The organism is Acidovorax sp. PRC11 (assembly GCF_031844105.1).
GTDB lineage: Bacteria > Pseudomonadota > Gammaproteobacteria > Burkholderiales > Burkholderiaceae_C > Paracidovorax.
Genome location: NZ_JAUZUQ010000043.1, coordinates 1 through 16,320 on the forward strand (window position 1 = coordinate 1; position 16,320 = coordinate 16,320).

General features: G+C 72.0%; 19 protein-coding genes. 9 read left to right on the forward strand and 10 right to left on the reverse strand.

Features of this window, described 5'->3' with window-relative positions; translation table 11 throughout:
* A partial coding sequence (locus tag Q9R47_RS23905) for an NAD-binding protein (protein WP_311235594.1) occupies nt 1-300 on the reverse strand: 300 nt, incomplete at its 3' end.
* A 44-nt stretch (nt 301-344) separates the two neighbouring features.
* On the opposite strand from Q9R47_RS23905, the gene Q9R47_RS23910 reads away from it, so the two are divergent.
* Nucleotides 345-1,418: a CDP-6-deoxy-delta-3,4-glucoseen reductase gene (locus Q9R47_RS23910; protein WP_311235595.1), complete on the forward strand. Its 1,074-nt coding sequence runs from the start codon at nt 345-347 to the stop codon at nt 1,416-1,418.
* 61 nt (nt 1,419-1,479) lie between these two features.
* Here Q9R47_RS23910 and Q9R47_RS23915 read toward each other — a convergent pair whose 3' ends face one another.
* Nucleotides 1,480-1,827 (reverse strand): four-helix bundle copper-binding protein, encoded by a 348-nt coding sequence (locus Q9R47_RS23915; protein WP_311235596.1) that lies wholly within the window; start codon nt 1,825-1,827, stop codon nt 1,480-1,482.
* 186 nt (nt 1,828-2,013) lie between these two features.
* Here Q9R47_RS23915 and Q9R47_RS23920 point away from each other — a divergent pair, with 186 nt between their 5' ends.
* Nucleotides 2,014-3,009, forward strand: coding sequence for a tripartite tricarboxylate transporter substrate binding protein (locus Q9R47_RS23920; RefSeq protein WP_311235597.1), 996 nt, complete (start codon nt 2,014-2,016; stop codon nt 3,007-3,009).
* Between the two features lie 54 nt (nt 3,010-3,063).
* On the opposite strand, the gene folK is transcribed toward Q9R47_RS23920, so the two are convergent.
* The 4 genes from folK to hda are packed head-to-tail and all read right to left on the reverse strand — an operon-like array spanning nt 3,064 to nt 6,714.
* Nucleotides 3,064-3,612 carry a 2-amino-4-hydroxy-6-hydroxymethyldihydropteridine diphosphokinase gene (folK, locus tag Q9R47_RS23925; RefSeq protein ID WP_311235611.1) on the reverse strand — a complete coding sequence of 183 codons (549 nt, stop codon included), beginning with the start codon at nt 3,610-3,612 and terminating at the stop codon, nt 3,064-3,066.
* A gap of 20 nt (nt 3,613-3,632) precedes the next feature.
* The gene (gene pcnB, locus Q9R47_RS23930; RefSeq protein ID WP_311235598.1) at nt 3,633-5,240 is read right to left on the reverse strand and encodes a polynucleotide adenylyltransferase PcnB; all 1,608 of its coding nucleotides are present in this window, start codon (nt 5,238-5,240) and stop codon (nt 3,633-3,635) included.
* The gene (locus Q9R47_RS23935) at nt 5,237-5,950 is read right to left on the reverse strand and encodes an HAD family hydrolase (protein WP_311235599.1); all 714 of its coding nucleotides are present in this window, start codon (nt 5,948-5,950) and stop codon (nt 5,237-5,239) included. The genes pcnB and Q9R47_RS23935 overlap by 4 nt, the downstream gene beginning before the upstream one ends.
* Before the next feature lie 53 nt (nt 5,951-6,003).
* Entirely contained in the window at nt 6,004-6,714 is a 711-nt protein-coding gene (gene hda, locus Q9R47_RS23940; protein WP_311235600.1) for a DnaA regulatory inactivator Hda, read from the reverse strand.
* A 499-nt stretch (nt 6,715-7,213) separates the two neighbouring features.
* Here hda and purM point away from each other — a divergent pair, with 499 nt between their 5' ends.
* The 7 genes from purM (at nt 7,214) to Q9R47_RS23975 (ending at nt 12,755) form a co-directional block, all read left to right on the forward strand.
* A complete protein-coding gene (gene purM, locus Q9R47_RS23945; RefSeq protein WP_311235601.1) occupies nt 7,214-8,272 on the forward strand; it encodes a phosphoribosylformylglycinamidine cyclo-ligase in 1,059 nt (352 codons plus the stop codon).
* Between the two features lie 41 nt (nt 8,273-8,313).
* The gene (locus Q9R47_RS23950) at nt 8,314-9,372 is read left to right on the forward strand and encodes an AI-2E family transporter (protein ID WP_311235602.1); all 1,059 of its coding nucleotides are present in this window, start codon (nt 8,314-8,316) and stop codon (nt 9,370-9,372) included.
* A gap of 122 nt (nt 9,373-9,494) precedes the next feature.
* Complete coding sequence (locus tag Q9R47_RS23955; protein ID WP_311235603.1) at nt 9,495-10,085, forward strand: isochorismatase family protein; 591 nt, start codon at nt 9,495-9,497, stop codon at nt 10,083-10,085.
* The gene (locus Q9R47_RS23960) at nt 10,082-10,762 is read left to right on the forward strand and encodes a DJ-1/PfpI family protein (protein WP_311235604.1); all 681 of its coding nucleotides are present in this window, start codon (nt 10,082-10,084) and stop codon (nt 10,760-10,762) included. Before Q9R47_RS23955 ends, Q9R47_RS23960 begins: the two co-directional genes overlap by 4 nt.
* Nucleotides 10,726-11,751 carry a helix-turn-helix domain-containing protein gene (locus Q9R47_RS23965; protein WP_311235605.1) on the forward strand — a complete coding sequence of 342 codons (1,026 nt, stop codon included), beginning with the start codon at nt 10,726-10,728 and terminating at the stop codon, nt 11,749-11,751. The genes Q9R47_RS23960 and Q9R47_RS23965 overlap by 37 nt, the downstream gene beginning before the upstream one ends.
* Before the next feature lie 105 nt (nt 11,752-11,856).
* The gene (locus Q9R47_RS23970; protein ID WP_311235606.1) at nt 11,857-12,024 is read left to right on the forward strand and encodes a hypothetical protein; all 168 of its coding nucleotides are present in this window, start codon (nt 11,857-11,859) and stop codon (nt 12,022-12,024) included.
* On the forward strand, nt 12,024-12,755 hold the full coding sequence (locus Q9R47_RS23975; protein ID WP_311235607.1) for a hypothetical protein: 732 nt from the start codon (nt 12,024-12,026) through the stop codon (nt 12,753-12,755). The genes Q9R47_RS23970 and Q9R47_RS23975 overlap by 1 nt, the downstream gene beginning before the upstream one ends.
* Nucleotides 12,756-12,757: 2 nt before the next feature.
* Here the strand turns inward: Q9R47_RS23975 and Q9R47_RS23980 are convergent, their stop codons facing one another.
* The 4 genes from Q9R47_RS23980 to Q9R47_RS23995 form a co-directional block, all read right to left on the reverse strand.
* Complete coding sequence (locus Q9R47_RS23980) at nt 12,758-14,035, reverse strand: DNA polymerase IV (protein WP_404977208.1); 1,278 nt, start codon at nt 14,033-14,035, stop codon at nt 12,758-12,760.
* A gap of 100 nt (nt 14,036-14,135) precedes the next feature.
* The gene (locus tag Q9R47_RS23985) at nt 14,136-14,654 is read right to left on the reverse strand and encodes a group 1 truncated hemoglobin (protein ID WP_311235608.1); all 519 of its coding nucleotides are present in this window, start codon (nt 14,652-14,654) and stop codon (nt 14,136-14,138) included.
* Between the two features lie 132 nt (nt 14,655-14,786).
* On the reverse strand, nt 14,787-15,743 hold the full coding sequence (locus Q9R47_RS23990) for a DUF3034 family protein (RefSeq protein ID WP_311235609.1): 957 nt from the start codon (nt 15,741-15,743) through the stop codon (nt 14,787-14,789).
* Nucleotides 15,744-15,870: 127 nt separating this feature from the next.
* The coding region (locus Q9R47_RS23995; protein WP_311235610.1) for an anti-sigma factor domain-containing protein at nt 15,871-16,320 on the reverse strand (450 nt) is incomplete at its 5' end.

The following is a 16,320-nucleotide window of genomic DNA, read 5'->3' on the forward strand; positions in this document are numbered from 1 at the left end:
CGCATCGCGCTCGCCGGGGGGTGGCGCCAGGTGCAGCACGCGCGTGGCGAGGCCGGCCAGGCGCCGCAATGTGCGCACGTCGTCCAGATCGCCCACGAGCGGCACGGTGCCGGCCGCGCGCAGTTCGGCCACGCGCGCGGCGCTGGAGGTGAGCGCGAGCACGCGCGGCCGCGGCGCGCCCTGCCCGGCCCGCAGCATGCGCACGGCGCGCAGGCCCACGTCGCCGCAGCCGACGATGAGCACACGCTCGCGGCGGAAACGCGCCGGCAGCGCGCCGAGGGGGTTCATGTTTGAGGGCAAAATCCAGTTCCGGCAACGATGAGACACGCAAGGATAACGACCCCATGACCACCGCAGCGACCGCCGCAGCTTCCCACCAGATCACCGTGCAGCCGAGCGGCCGCGCCTATGCCGCGCTGGCCGGCGAGACCCTGCTGGGCGCCGCGATCCGCAGCGGCGTCGGCCTGCCCTACGGTTGCAAGGACGGCGCCTGCGGCTCCTGCAAGTGCCGCAAGCTGAGCGGCTCGGTGGTGCACGGCGAGCACCAGTCGAAGGCACTGACCCCCGAGGAAGCCGACGCGGGCTTCGTGCTCACCTGCTGCGCCCAGCCGCTCACCGACGTGGTGCTGGAATCGCGCCAGGTGACCGACGAGAGCGCCTACCCCGTCAAGAAGATGCCCGTGCGCGTGTCCACGCTCACGCGCGCATCGCACGACGTGATGGTGGTGCGGCTGCAGTTGCCCGCGGCCGACACGTTCCGCTACCACGCGGGCCAGTACGTCGAGTTCATCCTGAAGGATGGCGCGCGCCGCGCCTATTCGATGGCCTGCGCGCCGCACACGCAGGAGAAAGCGCCGGGCCTGGAACTGCACATCCGCCACATGCCGGGCGGCCGCTTCACGGACCACGTGTTCGGCACCATGAAGGAAAAGGAAATCCTGCGCGTGGAGGGCCCGTTCGGCAGCTTCTTCCTGCGCGAGGACAGCCCCAAGCCGATCATCCTGCTCGCCTCGGGCACGGGTTTCGCCCCGGTGAAGGCGCTCATCGAGCACCTGCGCTTCAAGGGCATCGACCGGCCCGCCACGCTCTACTGGGGCGGGCGCCGTCCGGCGGATCTCTACATGGACGCATGGGTGCGGGAGCGCCTGGCCGACATGCCCCGGCTGCGCTACGTGCCGGTGGTGTCGAACGCGCTGCCGGAAGACGGATGGACCGGCCGCACGGGCTTCGTGCACGAGGCGGTGATGGACGACCATGCCGACCTGTCGGGCCACCAGGTGTATGCCTGCGGCGCCCCCGTCGTGGTGGAGTCGGCACGCAAGGCCTACAGTGCCGAACGCGGGCTGCCGCCCGAAGAGTTCTACGCGGACGCCTTCACGTCCGAGGCCGACAAGCACGGCGACACCGTCGCGGCCTGAGCGGCGCCTGCCGGGTGCCTGCCCGCCCCGCTACCGGAAAAGCCGGGCGGGACGTGGCGGCTCAGCCCATCGCACGGCACAGGTCGGCGCAGCGCCGGCACATGGCCGCGCAGGCCTGGCAATGCGCCATGTCGTGGCGGGCGCACTCGTTGGCGCAGGCGTCGCACAACCGGGCGCAGAGCGCGCAGATCTCATGGGCATGCGCGCTCTCGCGGGCCATGGCGCCGGCGGCCACGCGGCACAGGGCCGCGCAGTCCATGTCGAGCGTGATGCAGCGCACCATGTGGCGCGGCTCGGGTTCGCGCAGGCAGGACGCTGCACAGGTGTCGCAGGCATCCGCGCAGTCGTTGCAGGCGCGGATGCAGTCGGCGTAGCGGGACGGGGGAAGTGTGTTCTGGGACGTCTGCATGCGGAATCTCCGGAAAAAGGAATGCGGCCGGGGGCCGACGGACGCGGGCGGGACTGCGTGCGGGCCGCGGGCCCGGCAGCCGAGCGCCGCGGCGCTCGATGTGTCGTTTATAGAAATCGCCGCAAGGTGATGCTGTAGGACACTGCACCGAAGCTCCCGGCGTCGGTAGCGCGGTTTTTCTGCACAATGGCGCCCATGACGCACCGCAGACATTTCCTTCTTTCGGCGACGGCTGCCGCCGCCGCCTGTGTTTCCCCCCTGGCGCTGGCACAGGCTCCCGGCCACGACGCGACCATCCGGCTCATCGTTCCCTATGCCCCGGGCGGCCCGCTCGACGCCACCGCCCGGCTGCTGGCCGAGCGCGTGCGCGATTCGCTCGGCACGGTCGTGATCGACAACAAGGCCGGTGCCGGCGGCAACATCGGCGCCGATGCCGTGGCCAAGGCCGCACCGGACGGCCTCACCATCGGCCTGGCGGCCACCGCCACGCACGCGGTGAACCCCTGGCTCTACAGCCGCATGCCCTACGACGCGGCGAAGGATTTCGCGGGCATCACGCAGATGGTGCGCGTGCCCAACGTGCTGGTGATGAACGCGGCCAAGGCCGAGCAGCTGAAGATCCACACGCTGGCCGACCTCATCGCCTATGCCAAGGCGAATCCCGCGAAGCTGAACTACGGCAGCGGCGGCAACGGCAGCGCGGGCCACCTGGCCGGCGAGATGTTCAAGCAGCGCGCCGGCATCTATGCGCTGCACATTCCCTACCGCGGCGCGAGCCCGGCGCAGCTGGCACTGCTCGCCGGCGAGGTGGATTTCAACATCGACAACCTCGCGGCCGCGGCTCCGAACATCCGCGCGGGCAAGATCAAGGCGCTGGCCGTGACCTCGCTGCAGTCGAGCCCCATGCTGCCGGGCGTGCCCCCGCTGGCGGACACGTTCAAGGGCTTCTCGATCGACACCTGGTGGGGGCTCGTCGCTCCCGCGGGCACGCCGCGCCCGGTGATCGCCAAGCTGAACAAGGCCTTCTTGGACGCGCTGAACGCCCCGGAAACCAAGACGCGCTTCACGGCGCTGATGGCCGAGCCCGTGTCGTCCACGCCCGAGCAGTTCGACGCGTTCATGGCGTCCGAGCGCGCCAAGTACCAGCAGCTGGTGAAGGCCTCCGGCGCCAAGGTGGACTGACCGATCCCCGGCGGCCTCCGGGCGCGCCGTGGCTACGGCGGCCGCGGCCCGTCGTCAGGCGCGTGCGGTGCGGCCGCTCCAGTCCGGGCCTTCGACGGCCTGCACGCGCTGATCGGCGACCCGCCGCAGATCCTCCGCGGACACGCGGTGCGGTGCCACGTCGGCCAGGGGCAGGAGCACGAAGGCCCGCTCCAGGGCGCGCGGATGCGGAACCTCCAGCCGTGGCGAGGCGATGCGCGCATCCCCGTAGAACAGCAGGTCCAGATCGAGCGTGCGCGGCGCATTGCGGTAGGGCCGCTCGCGGCCGGCCGCCGTTTCCACGGCCTGCAGCGCATCCAGCAGCACGGGCGCGGTCAGGCCGGTGCGAAGGCGCACCACGGCATTGAGGAAATCCGGCCCCCGGGCATCCACCGGCGCACTCGCGTAGAGCGACGAGACCGCTTCGACGCGGGTCTCGGGTAGCGCGGAGAGAGAGGCCACGGCCGAGCGCAGGGCGGCACGCGCATCTCCCAGGTTGGCACCCAGGCCGATGCATGCGGTGACCGGATCGCGAGGATGGCGCCGAGGCGGCAGGCAGTGGTTGCCAGGCCGGTCCACTGTCACGTGTGCCACCGCCACTGCGATCAGGCGTCGGGCGCAGCCGGCGGCGCACCCTCGCCGCCACCCGACGGCTTGCGACGGCGGCGGCGGCGCTTCTTGACCGCGGACCCTTCGGCGCTGCCCTCCGCATCGTCCGGGAGGCCGTCCGCTGCCGGCGCGGCAGCACCGGACGCCGCAGCGGCGCCGGACTCGTCGGCCGGCGCGGCCGGCTTGGGCACGCGGCGCACCACGGGCGGATTCTTGCGCGCGCGCTGCTTCTGCTCCTCGCGCACCTGGTCGATCATGTCCTCGCGGCGGGCCTCGTCGGCGAGCTGGAATTCCTGCCACCAGTCGGCCAGGGCCTCGTCCACCTCGCCCACGTCGGCACGCAGCCTCAGGAAGTCGAAGCCCGCGCGGAAGCGCAGGTGCGTGACCATGCTGAAGGGCGTGGTGCCGACGCGCTTCTCGAATCGCGGCTGCATGACCCAGATCTCGCGCATGTCGGCGGCCAGCTTGCCGCGGCCGGACACGTCGCCGATGCGCTGGTCGAACACATCGTCGATCGCGCCCTGCAGCGCCGGGAACGGATGCTCGCGCTGCGCGAGGCGGCGGTCCCACTGCGTCTTCACGTCCTGCCAGAGCACGCAGGCGAGCAGGAAGCTCGGCGCCACGGGCTTGCCCTCGCCTACGCGGCGGTCGGTGTCGGCCAGCGCCGCGCTCACGAAGGAGGTGCCGGCGCGCTCCACCACCACGTCCAGCAGCGGGTAGATGCCGGTGGCGAGGCCCAGCTTCTTGAGCTGCTCGATCGTGGCGATCGCGTGGCCCGTCTGCAGGAGCTTGAGCATCTCGTCGAACATGCGGCTCTGCGGCACGTCGGCCAGCAGGGTCTGCGACTGCACGAGCGGCGCGGCGGTCTTGGGCTCGATCGTGAAGCCCACGCCCGAGAGCTTGGCCGCGAAGCGCACGGCGCGGATGATGCGCACCGGGTCTTCGCGGTAGCGCGTGGCCGGGTCGCCGATCATGCGGATCACCTTCTTGCGCGCGTCCTGGATGCCCTTGTGGTAGTCCACCACCACCTGCGTGGCCGGGTCGTAGTACATCGCGTTGATGGTGAAGTCGCGGCGCGTGGCGTCCTCGTCCTGCGGGCCCCAGACATTGTCCCGCAGCACGCGACCGCTCGCGTCCACGGCGTGCTGCATGCCGGCGAGCGCGGCCCGGGAGGTCTTCTCGTTGCCGCTCACCTGCTGTTCGATGGCGGTGTTGTCGAGGTAGGCGCGGAAGGTGGAGACCTCGATCACCTCGTGCTCGCGGCCCCGGCCGTGCACCACGTGCACGATACGGAAACGCTTGCCGATGATGAAGGCGCGGCGGAACAGGCCCTTGACCTGCTCGGGCGTGGCATTGGTGGCAACGTCGAAATCCTTGGGTTTCAGGCCGAGCAGCAGGTCGCGCACGGCGCCGCCGACGATGTAGGCCTCGTAGCCCGCCTGCTGGAGCGTGCGCACCACCTCGGTGGCGCGGCGGTCCACGAGTTCCGGGTCGATGCGGTGCTCGGAGGCGGGTACGTCCTCGCGCTTGCCGAAACGGTTCTTTCCACGGCCCGCGCCCGGCGCGGCCTTGCCGAGCAGCTTGTCGATGAACTTCTTGATCATGGTGATGGCGTAGAAAACAGGTCCAGGATGCGCCAGCCGCGCTGCTGCGCGAGCGCGCGCAGGCGGGGGTCGGGGTTGGTGGCGACGGGGTGGTCGACTTTTTCGAGCAGGGGCACGTCGTTCATGGAGTCGCTGTAGAACGTGGCTTCCACGTCGCTCCAGCGCCAGCCGCGCGCCGACAGCCATTGTTCCATGCGCTGCACCTTGCCTTCGCGCATGGAGGGCACGCCGCGGATGCCGCCGGTGATCCAGCCGCTCTCGTCGCGCTCCAGTTCCACCGCCAGCAATTGCTCCACGCCCAGGGCGCGCGCGATCGGGGCGGTGACGAATTCGTTGGTGGCCGTGATGATGACCGCCTCGTCGCCCGCGTCCTGGTGCGCGCGCAGCAGGTCGAGCGCGGGCGGGAGGATGGCCGGGCCGATCACCTCGCGCATGAACTGCGCATGCGCCGCCGCGGCCGCCTCGGGGCCGCGCTGGCGCACCGCATCGACGGCGAAGCGGACGTAGTCGTGCACGTTCAGCGTGCCGGCCACGTAGTGGTCGTAGAACTCCTTGTTGCGGCGGCCGAATTCGGTGCGATCGGTCCAGCCGATGCGCATGGTGAACTCGCCCCACTCGTAATCGGAATCGAGCGGCAGCAGCGTGTGGTCCAGGTCGAAGAGCGCGAGCCGGGGGCGGCGGTCTGCGGAGGCCGGGGTGTCGGGGGTCATGCGGGCATTCGGTGCGGAAGGGAACAGGCGTCGTCGGCAGCGGCGTCGGCGCGCTATTCGGACTCCAGCATGGTCTTGAGCAGGGGGATGGTGATGGCGCGCTGGGTGCGCAGCGCGAAACTGTCGAGCTGGTCGAGCAACTGCATGAGGCTGCCCAGGTCGCGCGAGAAGCGGTGCAGCATGTAGCTCACCACGTCGTCGCCGAGCAGGATACCGCGCGCGTCGGCCTCCTGGCGCAGCACGGCGCGGCGCTCCGCCTCGTCGAGCAGATGGAGCTGGAACACATGGCCCCATCCCAGGCGGGTGCGCAGATCGTCGCGCAGCGGCAGGTCGGCGGGCGGCAGGTCGCCGGCGGCCAGCACCCAGCGGGGGGCGCCGACGGCGGGGCTGATCGCATTGATGAACCAGTTGAACGCCGCGGCCTGCTGGGCGGTGGAATAGAGGTGCACCTCGTCGAGCACCACGGCGGACCAGCGCTCGTCGAACGACGTGGGCCGCATCGAGGCGGCGTCGAGCCAGCCCACCGTGCAGCCCTGCTCGCGCAGCGCCTCGCGCACGGCTTCGAGCAGGTGCGTCTTGCCGCTGCCCGATTCGCCCCAGAGGTAGGTGGGCACCGGGGAGCGCACGGGCGCGGCGCCGGAGGCCCCGTCGCCCTCGCCCACCGCGATGCGCAGGTGCTGCAGCGCCTGGACGTTGGCGCCGGGGAAGAAGTTCGCCAGCGTGGGACCGGTGGCGAGGCCGATGTCGAGGGCCAGCTGCTTCATGCGCGCTCCTTTGGCCAGGCGGCATCGGCCGTCGGCGCACGAAGGCCCGCGGGCACGGCGGGGTGCACGGCGGCGGCGCGGAGCGGTGGGAGCGGCAGCGGCATGGGTTGGTGGCGGAAGCGGACGAAGTCGGTGGAAAAAGGAAGCGCAGTGGATATGCCGTGCAGGGGACGGCCGCCCGCCGCACCCGGCCGGCTCCGGGCACGCGCGGTGTTGCGGCGAGGCAGGCCGGCCCGCCGTGCGGGAGGCCGGCCTGCCGGTGCAGCCGGCGATTTTAGTCTGCCGCGAAGGTTCCCGGCGCCTTGGCGCGGCCGCTGGCCGGCCACGGGCCCGGTGCATGGCCGCCCCGTGGGTGCACGGGGCCGGCCCGGGGATCGCCGCAAACCCTGCGCGAGCCCGGTGCCCCGCCAGGGGGCATTGGGCCGCCGGGCGGGCGCGGCCTTAGAATCCGCGCGTTCCGGCCTGCCTCGCGGGCCCTGCACCACTCCCCATCCAGCCCATGAGTTCTTCCGCCTCCTCCACCCCCATTTCGTACAAAGACGCCGGCGTCGACATCGACGCGGGCGACGCGCTGGTCGAGCGCATCAAGCCGCTGGCGAAGAAGACGATGCGCGAAGGCGTGCTGGCCGGCATCGGCGGCTTCGGCGCGCTGTTCGAGGTGCCCAAGCGCTACCAGGAGCCGGTGCTGGTCTCGGGCACCGACGGCGTGGGCACCAAGCTCAAGCTGGCCTTCGAGTGGAACATGCACGACACCGTGGGCATCGACCTCGTCGCCATGAGCGTGAACGACGTGCTCGTGCAGGGCGCCGAGCCGCTCTTCTTCCTGGACTACTTCGCCTGCGGCAAGCTCGACGTGGACACGGCCGCCGCCGTGGTGGGCGGCATCGCCCGCGGCTGCGAGCTTTCGGGCTGCGCGCTGATCGGCGGCGAGACCGCCGAGATGCCGGGCATGTACCCGGCCGGCGAATACGACCTCGCGGGCTTCGCGGTGGGCGCGGTCGAGAAGTCGAAGATCCTCACCGGCCGCGACGTGGCGGCCGGCGACGTGGTGCTGGGCCTGGCTTCGGCCGGCGTGCACTCCAACGGCTTCAGCCTCGTGCGCAAGTGCATCGAGCGCGCCGGCGATTCCGCCCCCGCCACCCTGGACGGCAAGCCGTTCAGGCAGGCCGTGATGGAACCCACGCGCCTCTACGTGAAGAGCGTGCTGGCCGCGCTCGCGCAGCACCCGGCCGGGGTCGGCGGCATCAAGGCCCTGGCCCACATCACCGGCGGCGGCCTGCTGGAGAACATTCCGCGCGTGCTGCCCGAAGGGCTCGCTGCGCACCTGCAGGCCGGCAGCTGGCCGCAGACCGAGCTGTTCGCCTGGCTGCAGAAGACGGCCGGCATCGACGACATCGAAATGAACCGCACCTTCAACAACGGCATCGGCATGGTGGTGGTGGTATCCGCCGCCCAGGCCGACGCCGTGGCGGCCACGCTGCGCGCCCAGGGCGAATCCGTGCACACCATCGGCACGATCGCCGAGCGCGGCACGGGCGCACCGGTCGTGGTGGGCTGATCCTCCGGCATCGCCCGGTTTCGATTCGCGCCACCCGCCCCATGGAGCCGCTCCCGACGGCCGAAGCGCCCCCCGCCGCGCCGACGCGCGGCGTGCGCACGGCGAGTTACCTGCTGATGGGCGGCGCCCTGCTGCTCGTGATGTGGCAGGGCCTGCTGCCCGGCCTGATCTGCGCGTGCCTGGGCTTCCTGCTCACGCGCTGGCTCGCTCCGCGGCTGGCGGCCGCCCTGCCCCGCGGCTGGCAGGCGAGTGGCCGCGCCCTGCGCACGGGCCAGGTGGTGGCCGCCGCGCTGGTGGGCATCGCGCCGCTGGTGCTGCTGGCGGTCGCGGCCACGCATTCGCGCACCTACATCGTCGAGGCACCGCAGCAGTACCGCGAACTGCTCGACTTCCTCGCACGCACCGTGCTGGAGCTGCGCCAGAAGCTGCCCGCCGACATCGGCGCCCACCTGCCCGAAGGGGCCGCGGAGATCCAGCGCACCATCGCGGGCTACCTGGGCGCCAAGGCCGGCGCGCTGGCCCTGGCCGGGCGCGTGTGGCTGGCGGGCCTGCTGCATGCCTACGTGGGCCTGCTCATCGGCGCGCTGGCCGCCGTGCGGCCGCTGGGCGGCGCGCGCGGGCCGCTCGCGGTGGCGCTGGGCGAGCGCATCACCTACCTGGGCGAGGCCTTCCGGCAGATCGTGGCGGCGCAGTTCTGGATCGCCTCCTTCAACACGCTGCTGACGGCCCTCTTCCTGCTCGCCGTGCTGCCGCTCTGGGACCTGCGCCTGCCGTACACGCCGGCCCTCATCACCCTCACCTTCCTCGCGGGGCTGGTGCCGATCGTGGGCAACCTGCTGTGCAACGCGGTCATCACCATCGTCGGCCTGTCGGTCTCGCCCACGGCGGCCATCGCCTGCCTGGCCTTCCTCGTGCTGATCCACAAGGCCGAATACGTCATCAATGCGAAGGTGGTGGGCCAGCGCACGCACATGGGCGTGTGGGAGCTGCTGTCGGTGATGTTCGTGGCCGAGGCGGTGTTCGGCCCGGCGGGCCTGGTGGCGGCGCCGCTGTTCTACGCCTACCTGAAGAAGGAACTGGAAGCCGTGCGGCTGGTGTGAGGCGCACGCTCCATCAATACGTCCTAAATTGATCGGCACCGGTCCGGCCGCGACCGGACGGCAGCACGCTGCAAGGGCACGATACAGGCAATTCCACCACACCCCTCACGGGGGAGATTGCCATGAAAACCTGTCTGTTAGTGATCGACGTGCAGGAGTCGTTCCGCCACCGCCCGTTCTTCTCGGAGGACGGGCTTCCCGCCTACCTCGCCGCGCAGAACGCATTGATCGAAGGCTGCACGGCGCGCGGCGTGCCGATCGTGCGCATCCTGCACAGCGACGGGCCGGCCGAGGCCTCGAATCCGTTCGCCGTCGAATCCGGGCACGTGCGCCCGCTGGCCGGGCTGGCGGCGTTCGCGCCCGCGGCGGAATTCACCAAGCACCGCCACAGCGCGCTGGTGGGCACGGGGCTGGACGTGTGGCTCGCGCGGAACGGCATCGGCCGGCTGGTCGTGAGCGGCATCCGCACGGAGCAGTGCTGCGAGACCACCACGCGCCACGCCAGCGACCTCGGCTGGGAGGTGGACTACGTCACGCAGGCCACGCTGACCTGGGACATGCGCCAGCCCGATGGCCGCGTGCTGCCGGCCGAGGACATCCGGGTGCGCACGGAGACGGTGCTGGCCGGGCGCTTCGCCACGCTCTGCACGGTGGAGGAAGCCCTGGCGCGGGCCACCGCGGGCAGGGAAACGGCCACCGGGGCCGCGGCATGACCGGCTCCGCGCAGGGACCGGCAGCACCGGCAACGTGGCGCGTCGCGATCCTCGCGTTCGACGACGTCGAGGCGCTGGATCTGGCCGGGCCGTACGAAGTCTTCACCACCGCCGCGCGCATGCATGCGCGCCGGCACGCCGATGCGCCGCCGCTCTTCGACGTGCGCTGCGTGGCGCGCGATGCCGGCCCCGGCGCGGCGGTGCGGGCCCGCGCGGGCCTGCGACTCGTGCCGGACGCCGGCTTCGCCGATGCCGCGCCTCTGCCCGTGGACGTGCTGGTGGTGCCGGGCGGGGTGGTCGACGGCGCGCTCGCCTGCCCCGCCACCCTGGCGTGGATCGCGCGCACGGCCGCCGGGGCCCGGGTGACGGCCTCGGTCTGCACGGGCGCCTTCCTGCTCGCGGCCGCGGGCGTGGTGCGGGACGGCGCGGTGACCACGCACTGGGAGGACGTGGACGACCTGCGCGCGCGGTTCCCGGAACTCGACGTGCGCACCGGGGTGCGCTGGGTGGATCATGGCGGCGCCGGCCGGCTGTTCACCTCGGCTGGCATCAGCGCGGGGATCGATCTGTCGCTGCATCTGGTAGAACGCCTCGCCGGCCGCGCGCTCGCCGAACGCACGGCCCGGCAGATGGACACGCCATGGAACCCCGATCCCCGCAGCATCCCGCAGCCCTGAAGGCCGACGCCGGCCCGCCGCCGGTCCACGTCGTCTTCGCGCTGCTGCCGCACAGCCTGGTGCTCGACTGGGCCGGGCCGGCGGAGGCGCTGCGCATCGCCAACCAGTGCCTGCGCGCGCAGGGGCGGCCGGAGCGCTTCGTGCTGCGCTTCGCGAGCCCCACGCCGCAGTCGGTCACCTCGGTGGGCGCCCTGCTCGCCGGGCTGGAGCCGCTGCCCACCGCGTGGCCCGAGGCGGCCTGGGTGGTGCTGATCGGCCTGCCGGGCGCGGCGATCGACGTGGCGGGCGACGAGGCGCGCGCCCTGCTGCACTGGCTGCGCGGCCTGCGCCCCGAGCGCGGGCGGCTGGAGCTGCTCACCGTGTGCGCCGGCTCGGTGCTGGCCGCGCACGCCGGGCTGCTCGCGGGCCGGCGCGCGACCACGCACCACCAGCACCTCGCGGAGCTGCAGCAGGTGGAGCCGCGGTGCGACGTGGTGGCCAATCGCGTCTTCGTGGCGGACGCCCCGCTCTACAGCAGCGCGGGCGTCACCACCGGCATCGATCTGGTGCTGCACCGCATCGCCGACGAATGCGGCCCCGCCATCGCCGCGCAGGTGGCGCAGACCATGGTGGTGGCGCTGCGCCGCGGTCCGCACGATCCGGAGTTCTCGCCGTTCCTGGCGCACCGCAACCACCTGCACCCCGCCCTGCACCGCGTGCAGGACGCCGTCGCGCAGGACCCGGCCGGCGGCTGGACGGTGCCGGCCATGGCCGGGCTGGCCCACACGTCGCCGCGGCATCTCACGCGCCTCTTCATCGACCATGCGGGCATCGCCCCGCTGGCCTGGCTGCGCACCATCCGCCTCGCCACGGCCGAGGCGGCGCTGAACGCGGGCCACACGGTGACGCAGGCGGCGGCGATGGCAGGCTTCAGCTCCGACACCCAATTGCGCCGCGCGTGGCACCGGTTCGGGCGCGGGGGTACGCCGTCGGAGCCGGCGCGCGCCTGAGAACCCTGCCCCGCAGCGCGATCCAGCCGGTTGTGGCACACTTTCCAGATGGTCAACGCTGTGCACCCCCCCGCAGAACGCCGTGTCCGCAAGCACACGGCGCCGGTGGACGCCGACCTCCAGCCCCAGATTGGCACCGCCGTGAGGCGCGTGCTGAGAGCCGGCGGCTCCGACTTCAGGTTCCCTGCCCTTTCCGGGACGGAAGCCGCCGCGCTCATGCAGGCGGCCGGCATCGTGAACGAGAACGGAAGGCTCGCGAAGAAGTACCGCTGATGGGCCGGGTCGTCCTGGCCTACCACGGCTGCGACATCACGACCCGCGACGGGTTCGTCCGTGGCGAGGTCAAGCCGAGAATCTCCAGCAACCTCTACGACTGGCTGGGCGACGGGCTCTATTTTTTTGAAGGCGACTGGACCCGCGCATTGAAACTGGCGCGGTTCTCCCACGATCATCCCCATCTGTTGCTCACCCGCAAACCGATCGCGACGCCTGCCGTGGTCGGCGCGGTCCTGGAGGTCGACCGCTGGCTCGATCTGACGACGCAAGCAGGCATCGCGGATTTCACGCACGCCGCCCAGGCCGTGGTGAGCGGAAGCGCGGCAAGGGGAACGCCGCCGCCGGTCAACAAGGCGGCATTCGACGGCGACACGGATCTCCTGCACCGCGCATTCGACAAGGCCGCGTGCGACATGGTGCATGCGTTCCGCAAAATCCTGCACGAGCAGGCCCTTCGGGACCAGGACACCGCGGCCATCGTCGCTTCTGCGCCCTACCAGGCGGCCCGGGGCGCCTTCGAGCAAGGGGGGCTCGTCTCCGACGGCAGCTCGATCTGCGCGGACACCCACATCCAGATCGCCGTCCAGGACCTGGCCTGCATCAAGGGGTGGTTTCTGGTGCCCGGCGACAGGCTGCTGGGTGACGGGGAACTGGTAGAGGCCAGGAAGCACCTGGAGGACGCCGAGCGGCAGCGGACGGCGGCCAAACCCCGCCGCGCCGCGAAGTAACATTAATCGTCGAACAGCCGCCCGGTCTCCGGCACCCGGGCCGCCGCCTCCGCCTCGCGCGCCTCCTCTTCCGTCAGCAGATTGCCCACGCGCACGCCGAGCAGCCGCAGGCGCCTGTCCAGCGGTACGCGCTTGAGGCATTCGCCGGCCGCGCGGCGGATCGTTGCGGCGTCCTGGGTGAAGGTGGCGATGGTCTGGTCGCGCGTGGCGATCCTGAAGTCGTCGTAGCGCAGCTTGATGCCGATGGTCTTGCCCACGTAGCCCTTGCGGCGCAGGTCTTCGGCCACGCGCTCGCACAGGTCGGTGAAGATGCGGCCGAGTTCCGCTCGGTCGCGCACCGCATGCAGGTCGCGGTCGAAGGTGGTCTCGCGGCTCATGGAGACGGGCTCGCTCTCGGTCACCACGGCGCGGTCGTCGCGGCCCCAGGCGGCCTCGTGCAGCCAGGCACCGTAGGCCTTGCCGAAGGTGCGCACCAGCCAGTCGCGCGGGCGCGCGGCGAGGTCGCCGATGGTGTGGATGCCGTACGACTGCAGCTTGGCGTCCGCCTTGGGGCCGATGCCGTTGATCTTGCGGCAGGCGAGCGGCCAGATCGCGGATTCCAGGTCGCCCTCGTGCACGATCGAGATGCCGTTGGGTTTGTTGAATTCGCTCGCCATCTTGGCGATGAGCTTGTTGGGCGCCACGCCGAGCGAGCAGGTCAGGCCCGTGGCGTCGAAGATGCTCTTCTGGATGAGCCGCGCGAGCACGCGCCCGCCCTCGCGCTGGCCGCCGGGCACGTGGGTGAAGTCGATGTACACCTCGTCCACGCCGCGGTCCTCCATGACCGGGGCGATCGAGAGGATGATGTCCTTGAACTGCCGCGAGAAGCGCCGGTAGGACGCGAAATCGACCGGCAGCAGGATGGCCTGCGGGCACAGCCGCGACGCTTTCATGAGCCCCATGGCCGAGCCCACGCCGAATTGCCGCGCCGGGTAGGTGGCGGTGGTGATCACGCCGCGCCCCACATAGTCGCGCAGCAGCGGGAATGCCTCGACGGGGATCTCGGATTCGCGGCCGGCATAGGCGCGGGCGAGCGCGTCGTCCTCGCTGCGCCGGCCGCCGCCGATCACCGCCGGCAGGCCCTTGAGCTGCGGATAGCGCAGCAGCTCGACCGAGGCGTAGAACGCGTCCATGTCGAGGTGGGCGATGCGGCGCGGCAGCGACGGCTCCGTGGGCCGAGCCGGCGCCTGTGCGGGCGGCGGCGGGACGGGCGGATCGGTGGGGGCGCTCACGCTCCGGATTGTGCCGCGTGGGCGGGTGCCGCGCTGGCCTCGCCAGGGAAGCCCCGCAGTGCCTGCGGAGCGTTTCGGCACCCGTGCGCAGGCGTGCGGACGGCAACGCTCAGCGGACCGTGATCACGTCCCGGTGCATCGGCGCGAGCAGCGCGAGCAGGCGGCTCTGCTGGGTGAAGGGCACGCCCTCGGCGTCCATCGCGGCCTGCAGCAGTTCCACGAGGGCATTGAAATCGCTCTTGCGGATCTGCAGGTCGGCATGGGCGGCCCGCATATCCGCGCCCTCATAGACGCAGGGCCCGCCGGTCAGCACGCAGACCTGGTCGGTGAGGCTTTCCTTGAGCGCCTGCGGCTTGGTTTCCTTGAAGATCGGGCCGATGCGCGCGTCGCGGAAAGCCGAATCGACCAGGCGGTCCATGATGCGCGCGATGCCCTCCTTGCGGCCGAGCGCGTCGTAGAGGCCCGCGGGAATGCCGCCGGCCGGCACGCTCGCGGACACGCTCGGGGCGAGGGCCGCGCGCGCCTGCGCCGCGGCGGCGGGCCCGGGTTGCGCCGGCGGCACCGGTTGCGCCCCGGCCTGCACGGCCGCTCCTGCCATCAGGAACGCCAGCGCGGCGGATGAAGCCATGGCGGCCGGGCGGGACCGGGCCGGCGCAGCGCCGGAGTGCCGCGGGCGGAACGGCGCTGGGCGCGCGGAACAGAAGGACGAGGAGAAGAGGAAACGGGTGGGCATGGCGCTGCGCTCCGGCGTCGGGGTCTGTCAGTACGCGGCCTGCAGCGAGACGTAGGCGCCGCGCTGCCGGCGGTTGGCCGTCACGCCGGGCACGACGCGGCCCAGGTCCACGTAGGCGAGCGTCACGGACAGGTGCTTGCTGGGCGCCCAGACGAGGAACACGTCGCGCCAGTCGTCCTCGCGCAGCGCGTCGCCGAGCCCGGCAGCGCGGCCCAGGGCCCGCAGGTTGTCGGGCTTGAAGCGCCACTCCGCGCCGATCGCCAGGTCGCGCCGCAGCAGGTAGGCGACCGAGAATTCCGGCTGCAGCGAGCGGCTCGACCGGCCGGGCGCATTCGCGCCGAAGCCGAGCAGGCCGTTCTGGTTGGCGTTGGTCGAGCGCAGCGTGGCGTGCACGAGCAGGTTGCGGTCCAGCAGCAGCTTGGTGGCGCTGATGTAGACGTCGGTGCCTTCGGTGTCGGCCCCCAGGAACTGCACCACCCCGCCGGCCGACGCGGGGTGCAGGCGCTTGTGTTCCACGCCGACGGCGATCTGCGGCATGGGCGAGTCGCTGTCGAGCACGGCGTCGCCCAGCAGCCGCACCTTGGCGCCGATGATGTCCATCTTGAGGTGCAGGTCGGGCTCCACGCCGAACGGGGCCACTGCGTTGAGCGCGGCCGCGGGCGCCGCGCCGAAATCCTGGCGCGCCACCGACAGCTCCACCCGGTCGTAGAGGCCGAGCGCCAGGCCCGAGCTGGTGAGGCCATAGTCGCGCGTGCGCAGGCGGGTGGCGAAGGCGCTGACGCCGATCTCGCCCTCGGTGGCGTTGGTGCCGATCACGGCCCAGGGCGTGAGCCCGCCGCCCGCGGCGCCGGAGATGGAACTGACGCCGCCCGTGAGCGGCAGCTTGCCGGTCTCGGCGACCGTGGCGGCAGGCAGCGCCAGCGCGAGGCCGGCGAGCACGGGCACGTGGAATGCTCGCAGGGCGAGCCAGCGGCGAAACCTCATGGATGAACCCTCCCGGGACAAAGTATGCCAGCGGGAGGGCCTCCGCGGACTCTGGTTTTTCCGGGTTTCGACCGTTCTGCTGCGCGGCGCGCGGCAGCTCGCACCGCCTGAGACCGTGCCGGCGATCTCAGGTCATGCGTTCGATGAGCGCACCCTTGAAGAGCACCGGGCCGGTCGGCCCGCGGTCGCCGGGCACGCCGCCGTGGGGCTCGAGGCTCACGGCCAGGGCCGGCACGCCGTGCACGGCGCTCTCGGGCGCCGGCAGCGTGAGCAGCGCCTGGCTGCCGAGCACGCCGAGCGAACGGGGCCCGCCGCCGCCCGGCGGCAGCGCCCAGAGCTGGAGCGATTTGTCGGCCGCCTCGCGGTAGTCGCCCACGCGCTGCAGCACCAGCGCGTTCTTCGCGGCGTCGAAGGTCACCAGCAGGGAGGGGTGCGACTGCGGGTCCGACAGCACCGCGACATAGCGCACCTGCGACGCGGCGGTTTCGAGTTCACGCTGCAGCGCGGCGATGCGCGCCCCGCTGTCTTCCCGCAGGCGACCGTGCAGGCCGGCGCCCACCACGACGGCCGCGAGCGT